General features: G+C 54.1%; 24 protein-coding genes. 14 read left to right on the top strand and 10 right to left on the bottom strand.

The window, feature by feature from the left end; all coding sequences use genetic code 11:
* The 5 genes from L215_RS0106020 to L215_RS0106000 all read right to left on the bottom strand — a co-directional run.
* Positions 1-639: leucine-rich repeat domain-containing protein (locus L215_RS0106020; RefSeq protein ID WP_027451505.1), on the bottom strand; the 639-nt coding region annotated here is incomplete at its 3' end.
* 14 nt (positions 640-653) lie between these two features.
* A complete protein-coding gene (gene dusB / locus L215_RS0106015) occupies positions 654-1649 on the bottom strand; it encodes a tRNA dihydrouridine synthase DusB (RefSeq protein WP_025884348.1) in 996 nt (331 codons plus the stop codon).
* A 2-nt stretch (positions 1650-1651) separates the two neighbouring features.
* Complete coding sequence (locus tag L215_RS0106010; RefSeq protein WP_027451504.1) at positions 1652-2212, bottom strand: RsmD family RNA methyltransferase; 561 nt, start codon at positions 2210-2212, stop codon at positions 1652-1654.
* A gap of 13 nt (positions 2213-2225) precedes the next feature.
* Positions 2226-3074 (bottom strand): DUF3822 family protein, encoded by an 849-nt coding sequence (locus L215_RS0106005; protein ID WP_025884351.1) that lies wholly within the window; start codon positions 3072-3074, stop codon positions 2226-2228.
* Positions 3075-3257: 183 nt separating this feature from the next.
* Positions 3258-3899 carry a hypothetical protein gene (locus L215_RS0106000; protein WP_025884352.1) on the bottom strand — a complete coding sequence of 214 codons (642 nt, stop codon included), beginning with the start codon at positions 3897-3899 and terminating at the stop codon, positions 3258-3260.
* 908 nt (positions 3900-4807) lie between these two features.
* Between L215_RS0106000 and glmS the strand changes: the two genes are divergently transcribed.
* The 9 genes from glmS (at position 4808) to L215_RS0105955 (ending at position 15680) form a co-directional block, all read left to right on the top strand.
* Positions 4808-5221: a methylaspartate mutase subunit S gene (gene glmS, locus L215_RS0105995; RefSeq protein WP_004330983.1), complete on the top strand. Its 414-nt coding sequence runs from the start codon at positions 4808-4810 to the stop codon at positions 5219-5221.
* Between the two features lies 1 nt (position 5222).
* Entirely contained in the window at positions 5223-6608 is a 1386-nt protein-coding gene (gene glmL / locus L215_RS0105990) for a methylaspartate mutase accessory protein GlmL (protein WP_027451503.1), read from the top strand.
* Between the two features lie 47 nt (positions 6609-6655).
* Positions 6656-8104 carry a methylaspartate mutase subunit E gene (locus L215_RS0105985; protein WP_027451502.1) on the top strand — a complete coding sequence of 483 codons (1449 nt, stop codon included), beginning with the start codon at positions 6656-6658 and terminating at the stop codon, positions 8102-8104.
* Positions 8105-8188: 84 nt separating this feature from the next.
* Positions 8189-9433: a methylaspartate ammonia-lyase gene (locus L215_RS0105980; protein ID WP_025884375.1), complete on the top strand. Its 1245-nt coding sequence runs from the start codon at positions 8189-8191 to the stop codon at positions 9431-9433.
* Positions 9434-9536: 103 nt separating this feature from the next.
* Positions 9537-10925: an acyclic terpene utilization AtuA family protein gene (locus tag L215_RS0105975; RefSeq protein ID WP_027451501.1), complete on the top strand. Its 1389-nt coding sequence runs from the start codon at positions 9537-9539 to the stop codon at positions 10923-10925.
* A gap of 24 nt (positions 10926-10949) precedes the next feature.
* Positions 10950-11270, top strand: coding sequence for a DUF4387 domain-containing protein (locus L215_RS0105970; protein WP_025884377.1), 321 nt, complete (start codon positions 10950-10952; stop codon positions 11268-11270).
* A gap of 341 nt (positions 11271-11611) precedes the next feature.
* The gene (gene ruvB / locus L215_RS0105965) at positions 11612-12658 is read left to right on the top strand and encodes a Holliday junction branch migration DNA helicase RuvB (protein ID WP_025882567.1); all 1047 of its coding nucleotides are present in this window, start codon (positions 11612-11614) and stop codon (positions 12656-12658) included.
* A 23-nt stretch (positions 12659-12681) separates the two neighbouring features.
* Positions 12682-14181 carry an exodeoxyribonuclease VII large subunit gene (gene xseA, locus L215_RS0105960; protein ID WP_027451500.1) on the top strand — a complete coding sequence of 500 codons (1500 nt, stop codon included), beginning with the start codon at positions 12682-12684 and terminating at the stop codon, positions 14179-14181.
* Positions 14182-14198: 17 nt separating this feature from the next.
* Positions 14199-15680 carry a bifunctional metallophosphatase/5'-nucleotidase gene (locus tag L215_RS0105955; protein WP_025882568.1) on the top strand — a complete coding sequence of 494 codons (1482 nt, stop codon included), beginning with the start codon at positions 14199-14201 and terminating at the stop codon, positions 15678-15680.
* A gap of 119 nt (positions 15681-15799) precedes the next feature.
* Here L215_RS0105955 and L215_RS0105950 read toward each other — a convergent pair whose 3' ends face one another.
* Positions 15800-16057, bottom strand: a complete 258-nt coding sequence (locus tag L215_RS0105950; RefSeq protein ID WP_007365125.1) for a DUF1858 domain-containing protein — start codon at positions 16055-16057, stop codon at positions 15800-15802.
* Positions 16050-17288, bottom strand: a complete 1239-nt coding sequence (locus tag L215_RS0105945) for a DUF438 domain-containing protein (RefSeq protein ID WP_025882569.1) — start codon at positions 17286-17288, stop codon at positions 16050-16052. Before L215_RS0105945 ends, L215_RS0105950 begins: the two co-directional genes overlap by 8 nt.
* A 492-nt stretch (positions 17289-17780) precedes the next feature.
* Here L215_RS0105945 and L215_RS0105935 point away from each other — a divergent pair, with 492 nt between their 5' ends.
* The 5 genes from L215_RS0105935 to porW all read left to right on the top strand — a co-directional run bounded on the left by L215_RS0105935 (position 17781) and on the right by porW (position 23409).
* Positions 17781-18149, top strand: coding sequence for a DUF488 domain-containing protein (locus L215_RS0105935; protein ID WP_025882570.1), 369 nt, complete (start codon positions 17781-17783; stop codon positions 18147-18149).
* A 185-nt stretch (positions 18150-18334) separates the two neighbouring features.
* Positions 18335-18889 carry a pyruvoyl-dependent arginine decarboxylase gene (locus L215_RS0105930; RefSeq protein ID WP_004331580.1) on the top strand — a complete coding sequence of 185 codons (555 nt, stop codon included), beginning with the start codon at positions 18335-18337 and terminating at the stop codon, positions 18887-18889.
* A gap of 27 nt (positions 18890-18916) precedes the next feature.
* A complete protein-coding gene (rpiB, locus tag L215_RS0105925; protein WP_025882571.1) occupies positions 18917-19354 on the top strand; it encodes a ribose 5-phosphate isomerase B in 438 nt (145 codons plus the stop codon).
* 19 nt (positions 19355-19373) lie between these two features.
* Positions 19374-19862: a hypothetical protein gene (locus L215_RS0105920; RefSeq protein ID WP_027451498.1), complete on the top strand. Its 489-nt coding sequence runs from the start codon at positions 19374-19376 to the stop codon at positions 19860-19862.
* Positions 19863-19959: 97 nt separating this feature from the next.
* Positions 19960-23409, top strand: coding sequence for a type IX secretion system periplasmic lipoprotein PorW/SprE (gene porW, locus L215_RS0105915; RefSeq protein ID WP_027451497.1), 3450 nt, complete (start codon positions 19960-19962; stop codon positions 23407-23409).
* Here the strand turns inward: porW and L215_RS0105910 are convergent, their stop codons facing one another.
* The 3 genes from L215_RS0105910 to msrB are packed head-to-tail and all read right to left on the bottom strand — an operon-like array spanning position 23410 to position 26356.
* Positions 23410-24138, bottom strand: coding sequence for a glycosyltransferase family 2 protein (locus tag L215_RS0105910; RefSeq protein ID WP_025882572.1), 729 nt, complete (start codon positions 24136-24138; stop codon positions 23410-23412).
* Positions 24135-25388: a glycosyltransferase gene (locus tag L215_RS0105905; RefSeq protein WP_025882573.1), complete on the bottom strand. Its 1254-nt coding sequence runs from the start codon at positions 25386-25388 to the stop codon at positions 24135-24137. The genes L215_RS0105910 and L215_RS0105905 overlap by 4 nt, the downstream gene beginning before the upstream one ends.
* A gap of 2 nt (positions 25389-25390) precedes the next feature.
* Entirely contained in the window at positions 25391-26356 is a 966-nt protein-coding gene (msrB, locus tag L215_RS0105900; RefSeq protein WP_027451496.1) for a peptide-methionine (R)-S-oxide reductase MsrB, read from the bottom strand.

Genomic DNA, 26356 nt, shown 5'->3' with positions numbered 1-26356 from the left:
GCAGTCAAGCGTTGTCAAGGCGGTGTTCTTTGACACGTCCAAGTTCGTCAGTTGATTCCATGAGCAGTCAAGCTTTGTCAAGGCGGTGTTCTGAGACAGATCCAAGCTGGTCAGCTGATTGTAAGAGCATTCAAGCTCTGTCAAGACAGTGTTCTTTGACACGTCCAAGCTGGTTAATTGGTTCTCTCCACAGTATAGCTCTTTCAAGGCGATGTTCTTTGAGACATCCAAGCTAATCAGTTGATTGTTGTAGCCGTTAAGCTCTGTCAAGGCGGTGTTCTTTGAGACATCCAAGCTGATCAGCTTATTGTCGCTGCAGTAAAGTATTTCCAAGGCGGTGTTCTTTGACACGTCCAAGCTGGTCAGTTGATTGTTGAAGCAGTCAAGCTCTGTCAAATCACCTCGGATGGTAATCGTTTGGCTAGTGAGCCTGTAGGGCTTGAAACCGGACTCGTTCTCTTGTCCAGTCTCTTGAGCCCCTTCGATGGTGACGTTACCATTTGCCTTGATGATCAGTTGGATTTCTTCTCCGACTCTTTCGGAGGTGGTCATCGTGATGATGCCTTCGGCGAGGAGGGTGCTGGAGGTGAAGAGCGTGCCGAGGAGGACAAAGAGCCAGATGCGGAGTTGCTTACCCATAGTCTAGCTAGAGATTAGAGGTTAGAATTGGGGGGGAGCAGAGGCTCTACCTGCGCTAGCACATTGTCCAGGTCGGCTAGGGTAGGGGCTTGGAGCATCGCTATGCGTAGTGCACGGAAGTTGGGGATGCCCTTAAAGAGTGGTGTGGCGGCTAGATGACGACGACTATGCAGGATGCCTCGGCGCTCGTCCAGCTTCTCAATATTCTTATGAACGATCTCTTTTAAGATCTCTAGCTGTTGCTGAGAGGTTAGCTGAGGAGCTGTAAAGGTCGGGTCGACGGCTGCGCGCATCTCGCCAAAGATCCATGGCTGTCCGATGGCTGCTCGTCCGACCATCACCCCATCCACCCCATAGGTGTCAAAAGCGTGCCGCACCTCCTCGCCTGTCGTTATATCGCCATTGCCGATGATTGGGATCTGGATCTCCGGATTGGAGCGCACCGCACCGATCAAAGTCCAGTCGGCACTCCCCTTGTACATATCGCTGCGCGTACGCCCATGGATGGTCAGAGCTGCGATGCCACAAGCTTGTAGGCGTGGTGCCAGCTCGGTAATGATAAGGCTGTTGTGATCCCACCCTAGACGTGTCTTGACCGTCACGGGGCAATTAGCCGCAGCAACCACTGCAGCGGTGATTTCGAGGAGTAGCTCGGGCTCACGAAGCATACCACTGCCAGCGCCCTTGCCCGCTACCCGCTTGACGGGACAACCGAAGTTGAGATCGAGTAGATCAGGCTCCAGTTGGCAGGCTATACGTGCCGCCTCGCACATCGTCTCCACATCACGACCATAGATCTGTATGGCGACGGGACGCTCCTCAGGATCTATACGCATCTTGCGCATTGTACTGGGAACGTAGCGCACGAGCGCATCGGCACTGATGAACTCAGTGTAGACGAGGCTCGCGCCAAACTGCTTACAGAGCAGGCGAAAGGGCGCATCGCTCACATCCTCCATCGGTGCAAGCAGTAGCGGACGAGAGCCTAAGTCAAGGGTGCCTATCTGCATAGCTATTCTTCTGTCGGGGCAAAGCAGGTAAACTGTACGGCGCTGTAGGACTTGTGCCAAGCGAAGCGAGCGGACTCTGCAAAGTCCACCGTGTCGGGGTGCTCTAGTACGAAGATAGAGCTAGGACACCACGCTTTACTGGCGAAGAGTAAGTCGGGTATATCCTTTATCCACGGCAAGTTATAAGGGGGATCGGCAAAGATCAGGTCGTAAGGCTCCCCATCGTATTGACGTAAGTATTGCTCTACGGAGCGATTGAGGACGAGGAGTTGCTTGCTCGAGAGTATTTCTTTGTCTAGCGTGTCTGCGGCCGACCGAATGAAGGCTGCATGCTTAGGATGCTTCTCAATAGAGGTTACCGAGGCTGCTCCTCGAGAGATGAACTCGAGGGAGATACTCCCGATACCCGCAAAGAGATCCAACACCCGCATACCCTCCACATCATATTGTGCCGAGAGACTGTTGAAGAGTGCCTCCTTAGCAATGTCTGTCGTGGGGCGGAGCGTCAACCCTTTCGGCGGGGAGAGACGACGGCGACCATATTTGCCAGCTATAATGCGCATAGCGATAACTTAATCAAGCGTACCAGTAGTCTGTCGGCATGACAGACACATCCCAGTCGGCAGTCGTGAACTGTCGGTAAAGCGCCTGCAGCAACTCACCGACCAAGCTGTCAGCACCCGCCGTTCCGTCGGATAGTATGATGGATACAGGAGCCGCATGATCCACAGAGCCATCTAGGTACACCTTACTTAAGAAGTAGAGGACCTGGTAGAGATGATGTTGCCAGGAGCGGTAGCGAGGCCAACTGTAATGATTGGCCCGTAGCAAGTTACCCGACTGACATAGTACCAGATCGCAACCGCCCTCTACCAGTTCGACACCTAGCGAGAGTCCCGTCTGAAGAGATGACTGTCGCAACACCCGCTGGGCAAAGGGTAGGATCGTCGGAATAAACTGGCAAGCTACGAAGCTGCGCTGCAGGAAGCCCTTGACTAGATGATTAAAGCCCACAGCTAGACTAGGCTTGCCATCGCCCAGTGTGTACGAGTTACTATAGTACTGCTCTTCATCCGCAAAGATAGGCGCCGTCAGTCGCCACCAGTGTACATCCTGCTCTCCACTCATGCCACTCGGTATGACCACATAGTGAGAGGCGGGGTAGAGCACGCGGACCTCTCCCTCAGGGTCACTGAGGACGGGGTGCTGTGCGATGATGTCTCCCCAGAGTGCAGATACACGAGACCAGTCTATTGGCACAAACTGGCTCTGCCGCCTAGTATGATAGCCTTCCTGTGCACCCGCCACGCTCTCTTCTTCTGAGAGATCATATAGATAGACAAAGCCATCTGCAGTCAGTCGCAATGCGAGCGACGGAACTGCAGATGCTAATGTATCTGTAGGGAGTGCTGGAGGCTGCTGCATAGTAACTATATATAATATAGAGTCAGACAACAGACTTCAAGCTCTGCGCTCCTTCTGACCTCATACGAGGAGCAAGATAAGAGTTAGCAGACTATACTAGAAGTCTATTGCCTGAATCTGTAGAACCGTGTCACAGTATCTAACGGTGTGGCGGTAGAAACAGAGAGTTTCCCAAAGGAAGGGTTACTCCCAGTTGCCAGTGCTCTTGACCTCCTTGAGAGAGCCTAGAGCTAGACCAGGATATCCAGTGCCCTGGTAGCGAGCCTCTGCGTCCTTGATAGCTGTGTTGAGGAGTCGATGATCCTGATCAGCTAGGTAGACTGATAGAGGTACAGCCGTGCGGAAGACGGGAACCATCACGACATCATCGCCGATCTCCTGAGCAACTGATGCGGTGTCGATCTCTATGACAGACTCGGGGAAGCCAGGTACCTGTAAAAATTCCTCAGGCGTCATGCCACTCTTGAGTAGTGAGTCGCGTGCGCTCACCCATACGGTATCACGTACGATCAGCCCCTTAGCAGCAGCCTGACGCTCACTCATACCAGCCTCACGCATAGCGTCTGTGTAGTCGCCCTCAGAGCGTACGTAAAAGAACTTACCATCAGTGAGGAATTGACGCAGCTCATCTACAGGAGCATAGCGATTGTAGACATCGTGGAAAGCATTCTCCACCTGTGCTACTTCTTTCAAGCGTACCTGAATAGGAGCCTCACGAGCATCGCGAATCTGGGAGAATCGCTCTGGTGTCAAGATGCTCATGACTGCTAGATAGCCCACGATAACTGCCGCTACGAGCAGAAGGACGGTCATTAGTTTTCTCATAATATCGCCTATAAGTTTTTGTGTTGATTACGCTAGTTAGGTAATGGTTTGGAGACCTCTAGAGAGTATAAATCAAGAGAGGACGAACCAATCACAGCGCAAATATACGCTTTTCTCAATAGATGGAGCAAATCGTCACGCACAATATTACGGCTGACGCCTGATGAGCTGACCTACAGAAGCTGTGCGTGCCAATAGATGAGAAGATGCGATTTGTAGGACTACACATCTCGTTGTACCAAAGCGAGATCCTCCCGCTAGACACTAGTCGTGCGTCACTGCAGGAGTCGTAGTTCTATCGTGCTGATTCCCTTGCGCATACGAGTTCCAAAAGTAATTCCCCTTTTGGAACTTTTTAGTTCCAAGGGAGGAACTCTTTAGTTCCAGCGTAGGAACTTTTTAGTTCCAGCGTAGGAACTTTTCGATTCCTAGGTAGGAAATTCGAAATCTCCACGTGGGCGCAAAAAAATTCTTCGGAGGAATCAAATGAAACTTCGGAGGAATCAAAAAATAAGTCCGAAGAATTTGCCCATTTCCTAGGTAGCAAATCAAAAATATCCACGGGACTATTTGAGAAATTCCTAGGTAGGAGTTGAAACGAGCTCATTAATTATATATAGTGTCAGCCCAATATCCTGTTTTGCGTTGCGCATTTTACATTACGCTGGCTATTACAGAATTATTAAGTACCTTTGTGGAACGATCTTGAGGAAGGGAGTAAGATTGACTCTCTTTATCCCTTCCGAAGGGTCGTCTTACATGATCTTACTGCACCCCCAAAACAGTGAGGTCATGTAAAGAGGTGTAGGTGGTGTGGTGGCTCACCCCGAAAGGGCTTCCCATGGCTCCTATGTCTCGTACTATAGCTCAATCATCAAAAAAAACGTGGTACACGTATTTCCCCTATTATGAATCAAAAAACTATAGTCACGGGTGTGATTGGTGCTGACGCACATGCTGTCGGCAACAAGATTATCGCCTATGCCCTCAACAATGCAGGGTACAAAGTGGTCAACCTCGGTGTCATGGTCTCTCAAGAAGAGTACATAGAGGCCGCTCTCGAGACCAAAGCTGATGCTATCCTCGTCTCTTCGCTCTATGGACACGGTGAGATAGACTGTCAGGGTCTGCGCGAGAAGTGCGACGAGGCTGGTCTCAAAGGCATCCCACTAGTTGCTGGAGGCAACCTAGTCGTAGGTAAGCAGGACTTTGCCGATGTAGAGTCTCGCTTTATGGCGATGGGCTTTACCAAGGTTTATCCTCCTGGCACACCGATCGAGACTACCATCGCTTATCTAGACTCAATCCTCGCAGACAAGTAGTATGCACTATCTTACGGTAGACTTCGGTAGTACCTACACGAAGTTGACTCTGATAGATGTAGCGCATGCGGAGATAGTGGCGACAGCCTCTGCCTTTACCACCATCACGACTGATGTGCTGGAGGGCTTTAACAATGCCTGGCAGAAGATCTTAGCACAGTGCCCCGATGCTCACTACGACCGCCTGCTCTCCTGCAGTAGTGCGGCTGGTGGACTCAAGATGGTGGCTCTAGGACTGGTGCCCTCGCTCACCTCTAAGGCGGCCAAGATGGCTGCCTCCTCGGCGGGTGCTAAGGTGGTCAAGACCTACGCCTATGAGATCTCTCATGCGGAGCAGGAGGAGATCTATGAGATCAATCCTGACCTGATACTCCTATGCGGTGGTACCGACGGGGGCAACAAGGAGGTTATCCTAGCTAATGCTCGTCGTCTGGCAGAGATCGATAGACCCTTTGCGATTATCGCTGCGGGCAATAAGTCCGCCTCCTATGATCTAGAGGAGATCTTCGCTCAGTGCGACAAGAAGTGCGTCGTCACGGAGAATGTGATGCCTGAGTTTGGGCAGATCAATATCTTGCCCGCTCGCCAGTGCATCATGGATCTCTTCATCAGCCGCATCATCGATGCCAAGGGACTGGGCGAGGTGCAGAAGCGCGCCGAGCTGGAGATTATCCCGACCCCCTTTGCGGTCCTCAAGGCGTGCGAGCTACTGAGCAAGGGCATTGACGAGGAGCACCCTGGGTGGGGTGACCTGATGGCGGTGGATCTAGGTGGAGCGACGACCGATATTTACTCGATGACTGACGGAGCACCGTCGATGGACAATGTCCTGATCAAGGGCATCCCCGAGCCTTACAGCAAGCGTACCGTAGAGGGTGACCTCGGTATGCGCTACAGCTTGAAGGCGCTGGAGGACGAGACCGATGTCAAGGCTCTAGCACGAGCTTACGGGGTCACGCCTGAGGCGATCGTCGACTGGGTCGAGCGCTGTGCGGCTAGTCCCGACACGGTGGCTGAGCCTGGTTCACAGGAGCAGGTGATCGAGGAGGCTTTAGCTTACAGTGCCGTAGACATAGCGGTGGAGCGCCACGCTGGCGTCATTAGCAAGGTCTACACGCCGATAGGCGAGATGTTTACCCTCGTTGGTAAGGACTTGACGCAGGTGCCACGACTCATTGGTATCGGTGGCGCGCTGATCAATAGCTCTGACCCGGCTCGTATCCTCTCGGGAAGCCGCTTTAACCCTCAGAGATACGAGTATGCGAAGCCCAAGGAGCCGCACTTTTATCTGGATAAGCGCTACATCATAGCGAGCATGGGACTACTCAGTCAGGTAGCTCCCGAGGTGGCTCTCACGATCTTGCAGCGAGAGGTACTACCTATATAATATAGACATACAAAAGACTCAATCACTCATACAGATTCCCCTATCACATGGAACTTAGGAATAAGCGCATAGACAACGATACCTTCTACAAGGAGCGTAAGGAGGTCCTCGCCTCATGGCCTACAGGCAAAGATGTAGACTTTGAAGAGGCTGTCGAATTTCAAAAGTCAATCCCCGAGGAGAAGATCTTCGGACGCAAGCTCGCTCAGGCAGATGCTGAGGGGCGTACGCTCATACAGCCTCGTGCTGGTGTGGCTCTATACACGGAGCATATCAAGCTCTTGCAGTTTCTAGAAGATGAGGGCGGTGCAGATCTGCTCCCCTCGACGGTCGATAGCTACACACGTCTCAACCGCTACCACGAGGCTGAGAACGGTATCATCAAGAGTAAGGAGTCGGGACGATCTATGCTGAACGGCTTCCCGATCGTCAACTACGGTACGAAGATCTGCCGTACGGTCACCTCTGCTCTCAAGAACCCGGTGCAGGTGCGCCACGGTACGCCTGATGCGCGTCTCCTCACGGAGATCTCTATCGCGGGTGGCTTTACCTCTTATGAGGGTGGCGGTATCTCGTACAATATCCCTTACTCTAAGAACTTCTCCCTCGAGAAGACGATCATGTACTGGCAGTACACGGACCGCCTCGTCGGCATGTACGAGGAGGCTGGCGTGAGCATTAACCGTGAGCCATTTGGCCCTCTGACTGGTACGCTTATTCCTCCCTGTATCTCCAGTGCTGTGGCTGTTATCGAGACACTCCTCGCAGCTGAGCAGGGTGTCAAGGATATCACCGTCGGCTACGGGCAGTGCGGTAATGTCATCCAGGATGTCGCAGCTATCCGTTCGCTCAAAGAGCTGACCAACAGCTATCTCAAGAAGTACGGCTACGATGATGTACGTATTACGACCGTCTTCCACCAGTGGATGGGCGGCTTCCCACAGGACGAGGCAAAGGCCTTTGGCGTCATCTCGTGGGGATCAGCTACGGCTGCCCTGGCGAAGGCTACCAAGGTTATTGTCAAGACTCCTCACGAGGCGATGGGTGTCCCCACCAAGGAGGCAAACGCAGCTGGACTACGTGCTACCAAGCAGGTTATCTCGATGCTTCGTGACCAGTCACTCATAGACATCCCTGTGGTAGAGCAGGAGTCTGACATCATCGTTCAGGAGACGAAGTGCATCCTCGACAAGGTCTTTGAGCTGGGCAAGGGTGATCTAGCTCTCGGTACGGTCGCAGCCTTTGAGGCAGGTGTGCTGGACATCCCCTTTGCGCCTAGTCGCTACAATGCGGGCAAGGTCCTACCGGCTCGTGATGACAATGGTGCGGTACGTATCCTCGACACGGGTCATCTGCCCTTTACGGAGGATCTCAAGGCGTTCCACCGTGAGAGACTTGAGGAGCGTTCACGCTTCGAGCATCGTCCCGTGAGCTTCCAGATGGTTATCGACGATGTCTACGCCATTGGCAAGGGCTTCCTCGTCGGCAGACCGTAAGCCTTAATCTATAATAGTGCTATCCCTGTGGGGGTAGCACTCTTTCTAGCAAACAATTCTAACAAACCAATAAATCCAAGTAATATGAAGATCAAGAAGGTAGTCTGTGCCCCAGGCAAGACAGGATTCTTCTTTGACGACCAGAAGGCCATCAAGAAGGGCGCTAAAAACGATGGAGCCTTTTACTCTGGCGACCCCGTGACTCCAGGCTTTACGTCTGTACGTCAGGCAGGTGAGTCCATCTCTGTCCTCTTTATCCTAGAGGATGGTTCTATAGCTCATGGTGACTGTGCAGCTGTACAGTACTCAGGGGCCGGTGGTCGTGATCCACTGTTCCTCGCTGAGAACTTTATCCCCGTCATCATGAAGGAGATCGCTCCGCTCTATGAGGGCAAGGAGATAACCACGTTCCGCAAGATGGCCGACCTCGTTGACAAGCACGTCAATGCAGACGGCAAGAAGTACCACACGGCAATCCGCTACGGTGTCACACAGGCTTGTCTAGACGCTGTCGCTAAGAGCCAGCACAAGCTGATGGCTCAGGTCGTTGCTGACGAGTATGGTACGAAGATATCAGACACGATGGTCCCCATCTTCTCGCAGAGTGGCGATGACCGCTATCTCAACGTCGATAAGATGATCATGAAGGAAGTGGGCGTACTGCCACACGCTCTCTTTAATAATGTAGAGACGAAGGTAGGTCTCAAGGGTGAGAAGATCAAGGAGTACCTCCAGTGGCTCCGCGATCGTATCGTCACGAAGCGTCAGAACCCCAACTACCAGCCCGCTATCCATATCGACGTATATGGTACGCTGAGCATCGTCTTCAACAACGACTTCCAGCGCATTGCTGACTATCTGAACGAGCTCTCTGAGATCGTCGCTCCTTTCGAGCTACGTGTCGAGGGTCCAGTAGATATGGATGGTCGTGAACCACAGATCGAGGCTTTGGCTAAGATCCGTGAGCTACTTGATGCTAAGGGCTCTAAGTGCCAGATCGTCGCTGACGAGTGGTGCAATACGCTCGAGGATATCATCGCTTTCTCTGAGCGCAAGGCTGGACACATGGTTCAGATCAAGACGCCTGACCTCGGTGGTGTCAACAACGCTATCGAAGCTGTCCTCTACTGCAAGCAGCACAACATGCGCGCTTATCTGGGTGGTACTTGCAATGAGACCAACCGCTCCGCAGAGGTTTGTGCTAACATCGCTATGGCTACCTCTCCCTGCCAGTGCCTCGCAAAGCCTGGTATGGGTGTTGATGAGGGATACATGATCATCTTCAACGAGATGAGCCGTGTACTCGCTCTCAAGGATGTGCTGAAGTAGATTTTAGAGATTAGAAGTTAGAGGTTAGCTTTTAGCCAACAGCCAACAGCCAACAGCCAAAGGCCAAAGGCTAACCGCTAACAATAAAACAGAATATCGAGATATGACTCCAATAACAGACGAAATAAGAGTACTCTCCACGACAGCGATCCTCGGATATGGATTTCCCGAGGCTTCCTTTCGTGAGGGAATGAAGCGCAAGCCCCACGTCATCGCAGCAGATGCTGGTTCGACAGATCCAGGTCCTTACTATCTAGGGGCAGGCGTTAGCTTCACCGATCGCAACTCCGTGAAGCGTGACCTAGAGATCATGATCCAGGCCGGTGTTGAGAACAAGATCCCCGTAGTCGTCGGCTCTGCCGGTGGCTCTGGTGCTAATGCTCATGTGGACTGGGTGCTAGAGATAGTACGAGAGATCATTGCTGACAAGAAGCTCTCGCTACGCCTAGCCGTCATCCGCTCTGAGTTTGACAAAGAGACCATCCTCCGTGAGTTTGACAAGGGACACATCACGCCCCTGGCTCCAGCTCCCGAGGCTACAAAGAAGGACATCGAAGAGTCCGTCCGCATCGTCGCTCAGATGGGCGAGGAGCCTTTTGTAGAGGCTCTCAAGGGTGGTGCTGACGTCATCATCGCAGGTCGTTCGTACGATCCTAGCGTCTTCGCTTGTCTACCGATCAAGGAGGGCTTCGACCGTGCGCTCGCACTGCACATGGGTAAGATCCTCGAGTGCGCTGCTATCTGCGCATTGCCCGGTAGCGGTAGTGACTGTATGTTTGGCTATCTGCGCAAGGATCACTTCGTCCTCGAGCCACTTTCCAAGGATCGCAAGTGTACGACCCTCTCTGTAGCTGGTCACACGCTCTATGAGAAGACCGATCCTTACCATCTGCCTGGTCCTGGTGGTGCGCTCGATCTGCACGGATGTCACTTCGAGCAGATTGACGACAACAAGGTCAAGATCTCTGGTACCGTCTTCGAGCCCACCGATGGTTACTTCCTCAAGCTCGAGGGTACCCGTCTCGTAGGCTACCGCACTATCTCTGTTGCGGCTACGACAGACCCGATCATGATCAGCAAGATCGACTCCATCATCGAGAGTGTCAAGGCTCGTGTCAAGGACAACTTTGACAACTACGGGATCAAGGACTACTACCTCGACTTCAAGATCTACGGCAAGAACGGCGTCATGAGCATGTTCGAGGGTATCGATGGGCATATCGGCTCAGAGCTTATGGTCGTTATCGAGGCAGTGGCTAAGACACAGAAGGAGGCCGACACGATCTGTAGCTTCGCACGTAGTACGATGCTCCACTTCGGCTACGAGGGACGTATCGCTACGGCGGGCAACCTCGCCTTCCCCTTCTCGCCCTCTGACTGTCACATGGGTGAGGTCTACGAGTTTAGCCTCTATCACCTGCTCAAGGCGGAGAGCCCCACGCAGTACTTCCCCGTCGAGTATGTAGAGTATGCTGATGGTCAGCGTAAATAGTGAACCTTTAGATCGTATCAAGCAATGACACAGCACAAGTTAATGGATATAGCCTCCGTTATCCGGAGCAAGAACTCGGGTCCCTATGAGATCACCTTCGATATCATCTTCAAGGACTTCGACATATACAATCAGGTGAAGGCAACTAAGGCGATCAACGAGCAGACTTTCTGTGACCTCTATCACATCAAGCCTGACCACATCGTCAAGATTGTCTACTTCGACCCAGCCAAGGCGATCAAGTGTACCATCGTCCGCCCCATCCCCTCGGGCAATCTCGGTGAGCGCGACGTCTATGGTGCGCAGCAGCATGCGCCTCTGATGGGTCTCTCCATCCAGTACTAAGCCTGACCGCTTAGCGGACATTAAATGAGACTGTTGCAAAAGTCAACAGTCTCACAATCTTGCTTGCAAGATTGTCTAGACTTTGCAGAAAGGATGAAGCGCAAGGCGCTGAGGGTGAGGTCTGAAGGGAGCATACCTCCGTATGTGACCGAAGCCGAATCCCGAAAGCAACACAGCGATTCGCCTTTATGCAACAGTCTCTAAATAGGGCTTTAATAGTTCCTAAATATAGCGTTAGCCCCCACACGCTCTCGTCGTAGAGTCGTGTGGGGACTAACTGTTTTATGAAACTAAGAAGAGGAGTAGGGGGCTATGCCCTTTTTCGCTAACTTTGCTGACGTATGAAGGGAGATCCATTTGATATTCGCGAGGAGCGTACGCCCCCGCAGAGCTTGTCTGATCTACAGCAGGAGGAGCAGTTGCGCCCCTCCTACTTCGACAGTTTCCGAGGTCAGGGACATGTAGTGGACAATCTGAAGGTCTTCGTCGAGGCGGCTCGTCGCCGTGACGAAGCGCTTGACCACGTCCTCCTCTACGGACCTCCTGGACTGGGCAAGACGACTCTCTCGCACATCATCTCGCACGAGCTCGGTGTCGGCATGAAGATTACTTCGGGGCCTGTCTTGGAGAAGGCGGGAGACTTAGCGGGATTGCTCACTTCGCTAGAGCCTCGTGACGTGCTTTTTATCGATGAGATCCATCGCCTGAGCCACACCGTGGAGGAGTATCTCTACTCGGCTATGGAGGACTTTCGGATCGATCTGATGATCGACAAAGGGCCAGGAGCGCGCTCCATACAGATAGACCTCAACCCCTTTACACTAGTGGGGGCGACCACGCGCAGCGGTCTGCTGACGGCTCCGTTGCGGGACCGCTTTGGCATCAACCTACATCTAGAGTACTACGACGTGGATACGCTCACGGACATCGTGCTGCGCTCGGCTCGCATACTAGAGGTGCCGTGCGAGGAGGAGGCCGCTCGGGGTATCGCTCTGCGTAGTCGTGGCACGCCTCGTATCGCCAATGCCCTCCTGAAGCGGGTGCGAGACTTTGCGCAAGTCAAGGGTAACGGGGTGATCGATAGCGATATTACGACGGTGGCGCTCGAAGCGCTACACATTGATAAGCATGGTCTGGATCATACGGATCACAAGTTGCTGAAGACCATCATCGACAAGTTTGACGGAGGTCCCGTCGGACTGAGCACCATAGCCACAGCCATGGGCGAGGACCCTGGCACGATCGAGGAGGTGTATGAGCCGTTTCTCATTCAGGAGGGCTTCATACAGCGCACCCGTACGGGACGGCAGGCGACACGCTTGGCGTATGCTCACTTGGGGCGTACCTATCGGCAGGATTTGCCTCCAGAGACCTCGCTCTTTGATTAACTAAAAGCCGCTTCCCCTGCGCCATGTCCTCACTAGAGATGCAAGCCTCAGAGCTAGTAGCCAAGCGGTACACGCTGACGGAGCTACTGGGCTCGTTGCAGCGCTGCATTGACCACTATTACAATCGACTTTACTACGTTACGGGCGAGGTGAGTGGCTACCGAGGACGCAGCCAGCGGGGGCATTGCTACTTTAACCTAATAGATAAGGTGTCGGACCCGCTGCACCCAGAGTCGGGTGGGGGAGAGCTATCGGCGCAGATCTCGGCCGTGATATGGGCTAGTCGCTACAATCAGATCGCGCAGCACTTCCAGCAGGTGACGGGGCAGCCACTCACGGACGGAATCAAGATATTGGCGCTCGTGGAGCTCAAGTATGATCCACGCTACGGGCTACAACTAGACATACAGGACATCGATCCGAGCTACACACTGGGCGAGGTGGCACGACAGCGACGTGAGACGCTCCAGCTCCTAGAGCGTATGGGGCTGATGGAGCGCAACAAGCAGCACCCGATGCCGAGACCTTTGCGACGCATCGCCATCATCTCCTCGCCGACGGCTGCTGGTTACCAAGACTTCACGAGACATCTGGAGGAGAGTGCGGTAGCTCCTTTTATAGAGAAAGCGCTCTTTAGAGCCACGATGCAGGGCAAGAGTGCGCCGCAGTCTATCGTCGCAGCACTCGAAAGGGTGCGCCAGCACGAGACGCTCTTTGACCTTGTGGTCATCATACGAGGTGGGGGTGCCACGGCTGACTTGGGTACCTTCGATGACTTTGCCGTAGCTCGTGCAGTGGCGGAGTTTTCGCTCCCTGTGTGGAGCGGCATTGGGCACGATCGGGACGAGAGCGTTGTGGACTTAGTTTCGCACAGAGCCTTCAAAACCCCTACGGCAGTGGCTACCGCTGTGATTGATGCTTGGTGCGCAGAGTACACGCTCCTCGAGGAGGCGCATCAGCGACTGGAGCGATCTTGGCTGGAGGCGAAACAGACGGCGCAGACGGGGTTGGAGCGCTTGGCTCAGCTGCTCCGCCAGACGACGCTAGAGCAGCTACACCGTGAGGAGCGCCAGATGGTATTGCTACGCGAGCAGCTCTCCGTTTCTCCTCGTACGCTACTGCACAATCAGCACACGCTACTGGAGTCACAACGGGAGCGCTTGGCAGGTGCTGCGCGTTATCTGCCGATGCGCTATCAGCTCCAGTGGGATACGCTCTTGACGCAGTTCAAGCATCGCTATGCGAGTTATCTGACGGCTCAGCTCAACGAGTGGCAAGCTAGACAGCAGAGCCTGCAGGAGCAACGCAAGATTACGACCACACAGCGCACGCAGATAGAGCACCTGGCGCAGATCATCCGAGCAATGGACCCGCAGACGGTTCTGCAGCGAGGCTACGCTATCGTGCACCACAAGGGCGACCTGGTCAAAAGACCCTCGCAGCTTCGTGAGGGCGACGATATAGAGCTGCGCCTAGCTGAGGGTACGCTCTCGGCTACGCTAAGCCAATTGAAAGAACCATAACAAAGCATTTCTAGATCATGAGAAAGACCTTTAACTATACACTTTACGGTGCGCTACTTCTGCTCCTCGTGGGGAGCCTGTCAGCTTGCCGTGTCAAGCAGCAGGCACAGCCGAGTGGCGTGTCGACGCTTGCTGTCGTAGGACTCAATGATATCCATGCCAACATTGATCAGTTGCCTCGCATCGCCTTTATGGTCGACAGTATGCGGGCGATCTATCCCAACCTGCTCCTGCTAGCTGCGGGAGACCTACAGACGGGCAACCCGATCAATGACAACTTCCAGCCGAAGGGGCTACCGATCATTGAGCTGATGAATGAGATGCGCTTTGATGCCTCGGCTTTGGGAAATCATGAGTTTGACCTGGGGCAGCACGGGCTGGGAGACATTTCGCATCGTGCGAAGTTCCCCTTCCTCTCGGCCAACGTCTTTCCATCGCCCTCTTATGGCATTGCCCTGAAGCCCTACAAGATCTTCACGATGCCTGACGGTACGCGGGTCTCTGTCGTGGGGCTACTTCAGCTGAGCAAGTTAGGCATCCCCGAGTCGCACCCGAAGAATGTACGGGGTGTAGCTTTCACCCAGCCACTCGAGGAGATTAAGAACTACCGCTACTTGGCGGGTTGCTCGGATCTGCAGATAGCTGTGACGCATATTGGCGTGCAGGAGGATACAATACTGGCGCGGGTGGCTCCCTACCTAGATCTCATCGTGGGCGGACACTCGCACACGCTCATCGATCACCCGAACAATCTGCACTCGTCCGTTCCCATCGTGCAGTCTGGCTACAAGGCGCACTACATCTCCCTCGCACTGATACGACATAGAGGTGGGCAGGTGCTCTCGCACCAAGAGATGCTCCTCCCAGCCGATCCTCACGCTGGTGGGGTCAATGAGAAGATGCAACGCATGGTGGAGGGCTACAATGCTAATCCGCTCTTTGCCGAAGTGGTGACGACCAATCCGCACCCGATCCAAGACAAATACACGTTGGGGGCTATCTTTGCCGATGCGCAGCGCTGGTATAGCCATGCGGACTTTGCGATGCAAAACCCAGGCGGCGTACGCATCGGTGAATTGCCACAGGGCAATATTACGCTCAAAGACATCCTTCGTCTAGATCCCTTTGGCAATGAACTGACCGTGCTCACGATGACGGGACGACAGCTCAAGGAGTTCTTCCTCCGCGCTTGGACGACCGACAGCAATACGCCAGCTCACACGTCGGGGCTACGGGTGGACTACCAGCTTGACGACACGGGCGTACTGCTCGACTGTACCGTCTTTCCCGCTGGTAGCGACACACCGATCGATCCAGACAAGCTCTACACGCTAGCCACGAGCTCTTATGTGCAGGCGGCCTACACCTACCAAACTTCGGCTCCTGACAAGAACCAAGGCATCACGACTGCCGAGGTGATCGTCCAGTACCTTAAGTCACTTCCCGAGATGCCCCAGGTGGACTACAAGAGTCGCTACAACATCCGCGTGATCCGCTGAGGAAACACTCATCAGCCCCCATGCCTTTACTGGCAAAACATGAGGAGACTCAACCGCTTCGAGTTGCGATTGAGTCTCCTTTTTCTAGATTTCGTCCCAAGTAGACGAACGTATAAGCCCTACTTTGGCAAGTCAAGCGGTGGCTGTCCGACGGCTTGGCGTAGCGTGTTAACCAGTAGTGCTAAGTCCACACCTCCCATCTGAGCTGCGAGCTTGAGCGGAGTACGAGGTGCTACAGTCTTGCGCAGTATCGGATTAGTCAGATTTCTATATCGATCCGAGAGCGAGACAAGCGTATCAATGAGCTCTGGGTAGCGGTCCAGCATCGCCCCGACTTTGGTCTCAGGAGTGATGAGTAGAGGTGTCGTATCAGTCATAATTCAGAAGAGTCCTAGAGCCTTCCAGTTGCCGTAGCTCAGTAATATCCTGAGAACACTCGACGACCCCTAGATAGTTACCCTCGGGATCACGCACAGCCGTGTACTCTATATAGATAAATCGCCCACGGAAGTTGCCAATCCAAAACTTAGCACAGCTCTGGCGACCACTCTTGAAGTCCGCAAGGATAGTCTCTACGACATGGACACTTTCGGGCGGATGACACATACGCACATCTCTACCGATGATGGATCTATTGCGAGCGAAGACTCGCTTGGGGCTGTGAGAGTAGAAGCGCACCTTATCGTCTTTGTCCACAAAGGTGATGTCTATCGGGAGGTGGATGAGTAGAGCCTCTAGCTCCGCTACACTAAAGGCACCAGTAGACAGCCGTATAGCATCATGGCTCTCGTACTGAAAGTGCAGGTTGTCCGCCTCCACGTCTGGTTTCCATACAGTCTGTGGGTCATATAGACAGTATCCAAACTCAGGGGTCTCCTGATAAATGTGATACCACTCAGCCTCCGACAGTAGGTCCAGTGTCATGGGGAAGAGGATCATCTCCTCTTTGGTGATCATACTGTCCAGCATCTCCACTGCGGGATCAAAGGTCTCCACGATGTGAGCTCTCAGAGATGCCATATCTGAAGTCTCCCCAGAGAGTACTGCTATGGCACTCTTGAGTAGCTTCCTAATCTCATCGTGCTTGCCCCACATGACTACGGGAGGTCCAGTCACTCCATGCTGCTCTAAGTACGGGAAGAGGAGGTACTCCTTGCGCAGATAGTGCTTGTCTACATCCATCAGTCGGTTGAAGATAGATCTCAGACTTAGCAAGAGCTCTGAGAGCGGACGCTCGCAGTGCTGTTCTTTGATCTCCTTTGCCAAAGCATAGTACTCGGTGACTACTTCTCCTAGGGCTACATTCTCTGCTCTAAAGGTGTCCATGGGATGACCCGCAGGCACCTCTTTAGCCCCACTCACATCTATAGCTCCCTCTAGGATCTCTGAGTGGTGGTCGCAAAAGAGCTGTATCTCATCTGTCGATAGTAGTCCCTGAGCTATCAGCTCCTCCTCGACAGCGACGACCTCTTGGTAAGGAATAGCGTGAAGGAGTGTGGAGAGCTGTCGCTTGAGAGCTTCGGGCTGCTCTCCTTGATGTAAGCGCAGGAGTATCTCCTTGAGCATCTCCTTGCGCTCATCCGGTGTGTTATGTATGAATTCGCTCATATTTCACTGATTGTTTAAAGTGAATTTATATCAGTCTAATCAAGACTGGCTGGCCACCCCCTTAGGGTTAACCAGTCGTCAGCAAATGTACATATTTTGGTCAGATTATAAGACGTATATCCCCCGTAGATTCAATCATCAAATGCGGGGTGGTGCACGAGACAGAATGAGTTCGTCGATGCCTCTATCAAGGAAATCGGACAATTCCTCGGTGGAGATTGGAGATTATTCAGTGAGGAACGAACAAATTCTCCGGAACTTTGATTTGCTTCTTCCGAAGTTTCATTTCATTCTTCCGAACTTTTATATCGGCTCTCCGTGGGGGATTTTCATTTGCTCCATGGCGCTTCCCGATTTCCTCGGGAGGAATTGGAATCAGTGGAAATGTAAGAGTCGCTACGGGGTGCGGTTATAGCGCCGTATTATGATGACTTATTCGTACATTTGTCTCTAACCACGAGAGAATTCACCTTAAAAAGGAGACAAGACATGATGAATGAATTGAGATACAAGCGGATCTATGAGACTCCAGTTGAAGCAGATGGTTTTCGTGTTCTTGTGGACAAGCTATGGCCACGAGGAATGAAAAAGGAAAATGCTGAAATTGATTTATGGGCTAAGGAGATCGCACCATCAAATGAACTTCGAAGATGGTTTTCCCACACTCCTGAAAGATATGATGAGTTCAAACAGAGATACAGACAGGAATTGTCCGAGAACTCAGCGTCACAGGAGTTTAAAGATTTGTGTGCGCAGAAGTTGCACGATCATAACGTGACCTTGCTGTATGGCGCAAAAAACGAGAAATATAATCATGCTGTTGTTTTGAAAGAATGGTTGGCAGAACAGATGCATCAGTAAGAAACAGCTGTGTAATCTGTGATCATAATGACTGTGTGAGATATGCAGTCAAAATGTAGCTTCTCCCTCCGCACCTCAAAACAGGAATTAGCCGTTATAATGCGCCAGCTCGGCCTATGTCCCCTTACTTTCGTATATTTGCCCACGCAAATTAGATATTCCCTAACTCATAAATAACTATCACGATGAGCAACAAGTACTACGGGAACTTGATCCCCAATACATTCTTCACGACCAAAGGAAGCGGTGAGTCTGATCTTGAGAAGCATGCTGGATCCTACCACATGGCACTCTACGATGCGGGTATCGCCGACTATAATATAATGGTCTACTCCTCCGTCCTACCAGCGACGGCTCGGCTCGTTTCTCCTGATGAGGTGGATATGCCTCCCTTTGGCTCAGAGCTCAAGACGATCATGTCTGTCTCGCACGGTATCCAAGATGAGTTCGTCAGTGCTGGTGTCGTCTACGCCTGGATGTACAAGGATGAGAACTTCGACGAGAAGGCTGGAGGCCTCGTTTGCGAGGTGAGCGGTCGCTACCGTATTGAGGAGCTGGAGTCTCGTCTGATACGTGTCATCAATGACCTGCACCAGAACACTTACAGCCAGTACTACCTCGGTGAGCTCAACTTCATCACGGAGGGTATCACGGTGACCAAGCGCTACGGTACGGCACTGGCTGGCCTTTGCTTCGTAGACTTCGTGCTTCCTGAGTCTCCTATGAAGGATGAGGATTGATCAAAAACGATATAGAGAAATAGTCTTATGAAACTAGGTATTTGCTCAGATCACGCTGGCTATCAGCTCAAAGAACAGGTCAAGGAGTGGCTCGCAGCCATGCAGATCAAGTGTGTCGACTACGGTACTCATTCGGAGGAGCGCTGTGACTATCCAGACTATGCGCATCAGCTTGCTTTTGCCATACAGATGGGAACGGTAGATCGTGGTATCGCTATCTGCGGTACGGGCAATGGCATGGCTATGACGCTCAATAAGTACAACGTCATCCGTGCTGGTCTCGCTTGGAACGAGGATATTGCTAAGCTCATCCGGGCGCACAATGATGCTAATGTACTGGTCATGCCGGCACGCTTCATAGAGACGGCGGAGGCTGAGCGCTGTCTGCATGCGTTCCTTGATACCCCCTTTGAGGGTGGTCGTCACAAGGAGCGGATCGACAAGATGGTGCTACCTACCTGCTAGTGCCTTTTGAAGCTGAGCTATGGAGGCTCTAGAGATCTTTTTTCTATCCATAGCGATAGGACTGATCGTGCATCTGCTCGTTCGCTGGTCGGAGCGACAGAAGGTTCGTAAGAAGGACGGCGCTACAGAGCAAGGCTCGCAGACTACTGGGGAGACTGCTCTAGGCTCTGCCCTTGGCGAGGTGGAGCGCGAACTGAGAGAGTCTCTCTCTGGCGAGTCTGACACGAGTCGCTGTGCTGATGATGCGACCGCTTGTGCCAGCTGTACGGACTCTTGCTCCGAAGCGGAGAGAGTGATAAGACGCGCCCCCCGAATCGTCTACTACGATGACGAAGAGCTGGACGTACTGGCGCATCGTCCTATAGAGAGCTACACGGATGCGGAGCTGGCGATGCTCCGCGAGGTGGCTGAGACACTTCTGGAGACTGACCATGAGGGGTGGCTCAAGAGCCTCTCGATGCGTGGTATCCTGCTCCCGCCTGAGATCTTGCAGCTGGTCACGCCGTAGAGCGCTCAGTACAATATATATAAGGTCTGGTACGTTTGTGAGAGTAGGGGATAGGCGCATAGAGGCTCTCCCTGAGGATTAGAACTTAATAGTAAGCGTGGCAGACAGAGATACATCTTATCGTGATAAGCTACCACTGCGCACTAAGCATTGTCTAGGCGTAGTGGTAGCTTTGCTGTGCGTCTTGGGGAGCGCCGTGGGCTGTAGTACCAAGCGCAACGATAGTGCTTCGCGCTTTTACCACAATCTGACCACACGCTACAACGTCTATTACAACGGTCAGTTAGCTTTCAACGAGGGTTACAAAGCGCTCTACCACGACCTTTCGGAGAGCTACACCGAACTGCTAGTACCCGATCCTATCACACGTACAGCGGGACAGGAGTCGTCGGAAGAGACAGCTGTGGGCGGTTCGCTAGGCAAAGCGATCGAGAAGGGACAAAAGGCGATCCGTGAGCACTCAATTCGTACGAAGCCAAAGGTGTCGCGAGAGGATCTGCTGCGCAATCCGAAGAAGAAGGCTTTCTACAATAAGATGGAGTACAACCCCTTCCTGCACAATGCCTGGATGATGGTGGGGGAGTCGCAGTTTTACGGCGGGCACTTCATGGAGGCGCTGGCGACCTTCTCCTATATGACGCGGCTCTACAGCACGGAGGATAAGGTGCGGGACGAAGCGCGCATCTGGCAGGCTCGCTGCTACCTTGCTCTGGGCTGGGTAGACGAAGCGAACGAGATACTGAGCAACCTCCCCGAAGATGGCATCTACAAAAGTCGTAGCAAGACCTATCCGCTAGCGGAGACGGAGCTAGCTCTCAAGCAGGGCGACACGCTCTCAGCCATCTCTTACCTGCAGCAGACGATAGCGCGCAAGCCGATCAAGGCTCAGCGAGCTAGGCTGTACTATCTCCTAGGGCAGCTCTACAGCAAGGAAGGACGGTGGGGCGAAGCCTCTCGAGCTTTCGGACGTGTGATACGTCTGGCACCGCCTTATCCATTGGAGTTTGCCGCCACGATGCGCCGCCTAGAGATCGAGGCTCAGGGCAATCCACAGCGAGTCATCCAGCGTTTGGAGCGCTTGGCGCATAGAGATAAGAACAAAGAGCTCGTCGACCAGATATACCTCACGCAGGGACGTCTCTACTTAGCGATCCCCGACACGACACATGCCGTCACCGCCTTCACGCATGGCGTGGCGCAGAGCACGCAGCGCAGCTTCGACTATATGCTCTGTCAGCTTCACTTAGGCGACATTTACTTAGCGCAAAACAACTACCTCAAGGCTCAGGAGGCGTATGCTGGCGCAGCGGGTGTGATCGAGAAAAGCCACCCGCGCTACGAGGCGGTGACCAAGCTCTCGGCCGACCTAGACCAGCTGGTCTCCTTTGCGCAGCAAGTCTACGAGCAGGACAGCTTGCGACGTATCGCTGCGCTCCCAGAGGCGGAGCAATTGGCCTATGCGGACAGTCTCATCACCGCTTACAAGAAGGCTCAGGAGGAGACTCGCAAGCAGGAGCTACTCGCTCAGCAGCAAGGACAAAATGAAGCGCTCAACCAGCAAGCCGACATCAATATGCCTGGCGGAGGTCGCCCTGGCGGTGTCGGCACGCCTCCCCCAGTGGCTGGTGGTGGCAATGGCAAGAGCTACTTCTACAATCCTACGCTGGTGGCTCAGGGTAAGGACCTCTTCGAGCGCAAGTGGGGCAAGCGTCCACTGGCGGACGACTGGCGGAGACGTAATAAGCAGATCGCTATTGATGCGGGCGACCCCACGGCTCAGATGGGGGAGCGTGGCGAACAGCCCGCTGACTCGTTGTCTTCGGTGGCATCTCCTACGGACAGCCTCACCTCGTCTACCGATAGTTTGCCCGCAGATCAAGATCCGCTCCAGCGGGCGTATTATCTCTCCAAGCTCCCCACCACGCCCGAGCAGATCGCCGCTTCGGATGAGATTATCCAGACGGCACTGGTCGGTATGGGCAAAGCTTTCAACGAACAGATGGAGCGCTTTGAGGAGTCGGTCAAGAGCTACGAAGACCTCCTTAGACGCTATCCCAAGTACACCGACAGAGCCTCCATATACTACACCCTCTACATGCTCTATCAGCGACTAGAGCGGGCAGACCTCGCTGAGCCGTGGCGACGTAAGTTGCTGGCCGAGCTGCCCGAAGACCCGCTTGCCGTCACCCTACAAGATCCCAACTATATAGCCAAGCTACGGGCCAACATTGGGGCTGACGAGCGACTCTATGACCAAGCTTTCAACGCCTACTTAGCGGGTCGATCACGAGAGGTGCAGCGACTGTACCGTGAGACGGCTGAGTCCTATCCGCTCTCAGAGACCTTGCCGCAGTTTGCCTTCGTCAATGCGCTCAGCTATGTCTTGCAGGGTGACGAAGCGTCCTTCAGAAAGGGGCTTGAGTCGCTCACCGCTTCTTATCCTAAAGAGGAGGTCTCCGTGCTCGCTCAGGAGATGCTCCAGCGTCTGCTGCGTGGAGCGCGCATCGCTCAGGGCGGGTACCAAGGCATGGCTTGGGATCTGCGCATTGCTTCGCAGGATAGTGTCGCAGGAACATTGGCGGAGCAACCTTTTACCATCGGAAAGCGTAGTGATAAGTATCAGGCTCTGCTCATCTTACCTCGAAAAGGTGACGCTCTGGAGCGCTCTCTGCGCTTTGCCGTCGAGAGCTTCAACTACGCTCAGTTCACCGACTACATCCTCCCCGTAGCCTTTGCCCCATCGGAGCATGAGACCCTCATGACCATCAGCGACTTCCCCACGGCCACTGTCGCATGGCAGTACGTGACTCGGGCTTATAGTCCTGAGGGCTATCTCTCCGCTTTGGACAGTTCGGCGCTGCTCCTCGTCATGACGGAGGATAACTACCGCCAGGTCGCCACGGGCGTCAAGAGCATCGGCGACTATATGACCTTCGTGGCTGATAGCTTGGTCGAGCTTTACCCCGCAGCGCACTATCTCCTTGACCGCTGGCTCCTCCTCACAGGCTCGCAGGCTGAGAAGCCCGTGAAGACCGATACGGTTGCTTCGCCCGCACTGCCCGCCGTTGACAAGCCGATCACCTTTGAGATAGATCGTTCGCAGATTGCTCTGCCGGCTGTGGAGCTGCAGCTGGACAGCTTGTTGCAAAAGCCTGAGGAGACCAAGCCCGTAGAGAATCAACGCACCACGATTCAAAAGGCGCGACAAGTGACTCCCGAGGATCTGAAGCAGATGGAGCGGGAGCGCAAAGCGCAAGAGCGTCAGGCGAAGCGTGAGCGTGAGGAGCAACTCAAGGAGCGTCAGCGTCAGCGTGATGCGGAGCTCAAGGCTCGTCGCGAAGAGCGGCGCCGACAGGAGCAACTACGTCAGGAGCAGATCAAGCGTGTGGAGGCTGAGCGCCGTGCTCAGGAGAAAGCCCGCAAGGAGCAACTACGCCAGCAGGAGAAAGAGCGTCAGAAGCGACTCAAGGCACTCGAAGAGGAGCGCCGTCGCAAGCTCAAAGAGCGAGAGACACAGCAGAAAGAGCAACAGAAGCAGCGCCGCTAACTAGCGCTGACGGCAGAAGAGGAAGCTGACGTGTCGTGTCAGGGCGGTGAACCAACCGTACTTCCGAGCCATGATGCGGAGCCGCTCGAGGAGCGAGGCGCGATGATTGCGTGTGGTGACCCCTTCGTTAAGGTAGTTGACGAGATAGTCGTCGATGCGGTATTGGCTATGGATAGCGTTGATGATTTTGATGCACCAGTCGTAGTCTGCCGAGTAGCGGTAGCGCAGATCGTATAGCGGAGCGAGCGAGCGTCGTGGTATGAAGGCTTGGTGGCAGATGAGCATACCATTGGCAAAGGAGCGCTGCGTCAGCTGATGGGGCGGGCGCAACCGACGAGGATGGAGGTCTTGGTAGGCACTGTCTACAATCATCGTATCGCCATAGAGGAGGTCAGGCTGGTGCGTCTCAAGAGCAGCGCAGACGGTGCGGACCGTGTCAGGCGTGCGGAGCGTATCGCCCGCATTGAGATACCAGATGTAGGTGCCATGGGCTTGGCGCAACCCTTTATTCATCGCATCGTAGAGCCCATGGTCAGGCTCGGAGTGGACGGTAGCACGAGGGTAGAGCGTCTGGACGAGCGAGAGCGTTTTGTCTTGGGAAGCTCCGTCTATGACGAGGTACTCGAAGCTTTGGTCACTCTGCTCGGTAAGGCTGCGCAGCGTGGGCGCGATGGTTGCCTCCGCATTGTAGCAGATGGTGATGATGGTTAGTAGGGGCGTGGTAGTCATCGGTTTGCTCGCTGGGTGTCATCTATTAACTGTGCGTAAAGCTGGGCGTACTGCTGGGCAATGGCTTTCGGGGCAAAGCGCAGGGCGGAGGCTCGGCAAGCTTCAGGCTGATAAGCTGTGGCTTCGGTGAAGTGTTGCCAGAGAGCGGTCGCCATCTCTTGCGGTTTGTCGTGCGCCACGAGGGCGCCATTGACTCCTTCAATGACTATATCAGCAGGACCTCCCGAGTCTCTAGCGATGACGGGCGTACCGCAGGCAAGAGCCTCTAGGAGTGTCTGGCCAAAGCTCTCGCGCTCGCTAGTTGAGATGAGGACGGAGCTCTCAGTATAAAGAGAGCGCAGTCGCTCCGCATCGGAGATACTGCCCAGATGCTGTACGGGGATGGGAATCTGCTTGAGGAGTGTGCGGTCGGATAGGGCACCGACGAGTGTGAGCTGCATTTGCGCTGTCTGCTCGCCCGCTAGCTCGGCTAGTTGTCGCATGGCTTCGGTAAGGTAGCTCCATCCTTTGATCGGATCATCCACACGTGTCGCTACGAAGAGAATCTGATAAGGTGCTTGCTCGTTGGAGGCTTTTGTCTCCTGCATCTGTGCCTGCTGATAGTACTGAGCGGAGAGGACATTGCCGATGGTGCTGATGTCTAGGCGAGGCATGATGGGGGAGCGTGACACCTCATTGGCAAGGCTACTAGAGACGGTGACCCAGTGGATAGGGTAGCGAGCCATTAGCTCCGCTTTGCGCTGCCGAACTCGTCGGTCTAGTCGGCGCAGAGGGGCTGATAGTTCGCTAGGCTTGGTCGCCATCTGCTCGATGCCCTGAGCCCACCAGTAGTCATGAAGCGTGATGACGACGGGTAGCCCGAGCTTGCAGAGCTCCTCGAGGGTGCGGAGCGAGAGGAAGGCGTGTTGCGTCCAGTGCAGATGGAGGAGATCCACCTTTGCGAGGTAAGGGCGCAGGGCACGCATAGAGATGCCGAGTTGGCCTAGAGAGGTTTTGAAAGTTTGCTCACGGTTGAAGCCGTTGAGCAGAGCAACAAAGGCTCGCTCGCTCCAGAGCTTACATTGCCAAGTTCGGTAAAGCCTCCGATCATTGCCAAGGGCGTGTACACCAGTTAGAGGCTCCGAGCTAGGAGCCATCAGCAGTAGCTCCGCGTCTGAGCCGTAGCTCCGCTCAGCCTCTAGCAGTCGCAACGCAGCGACGCCAGCACCGCTATTAGCCCCATAAGTGCTGAGGTGTAGGACCCTTGTCACAGTTACTTCTTGAAGTAGCGCAGGTAGTCGCCATACCCCTCAGCCTCCAGACTGTCCAGGGGAATGAAGCGTAGCGCAGCACTATTGATACAGTAGCGCAGCCCGCCAAGCTCGACGGGTCCATCTTCAAAGAGATGCCCGAGGTGAGCGTCCGAATCTTTACTGCGCACCTCTGTACGCACCATCCCGTGTGAGCGGTCGGTCGACTCCTTGATCAGTTGGTCGTCAATAGGCTTCGCAAAGGCAGGCCACCCGCAACCCGAGTCAAACTTATCCAAGCTGAGGAAGAGCGGCTTGCCAGAGACAACGTCCACGTAGATACCCGCCTCGGTAAGATCGTAGTACTCATTGTCAAAGGGTGGCTCCGTGCCAGCCTCCTGCGTCACGTGATACTGCATCGGTGTGAGCCGCTTGCGGAGCGCCTCATGGTCTACGTAGCGGACGTAGCTCTCACGCGCTATCTGTGTACGGCCGATGTGACAGTAGCCCCCAGGGTTCTTGCGCAGATACTCTTGATGGTATTGCTCGGCGGGGTAGTAATTGTCCAAAGGCTTGCACTCGACCATGACGGGGTCGGCATAAGCCTGCTGTATCGAAGTGAGCGCCTTCTCAATGATCGGGCGCTGCTCCTCTTTCGTGTAGTAGATACCGGTGCGGTACTGCGTGCCTTGGTCGGCTCCTTGGCGGTTGAGCGTGGTGGGGTTGATGACGGTGAAGTAGCGCTCTAGGATAAAGCTTAGCGGTACACGCCCTGCATTGTAAACTACCTGCAGTGTCTCTGCAAAGCCCGTTTCGCCTGTGCAAACTTCCTCATAAGAGGGCTGCCGTCCGAGCGTGCCATTGGCATAGCCCACCTCGGTAGAGACGACTCCGTCGACCTCCTCAAAGAAGGCTTGCATACCCCAGAAGCACCCCCCAGCGAGGTAGACGGTGTCTAGCTCTTGAGGCTGAGAGTTCTCTCTACACAT

Origin of the sequence: Porphyromonas uenonis DSM 23387 = JCM 13868, from assembly GCF_000482365.1 — a bacterium.
GTDB lineage: Bacteria > Bacteroidota > Bacteroidia > Bacteroidales > Porphyromonadaceae > Porphyromonas > Porphyromonas uenonis.
This window is presented reverse-complemented; position numbering and strand designations above follow the sequence as displayed.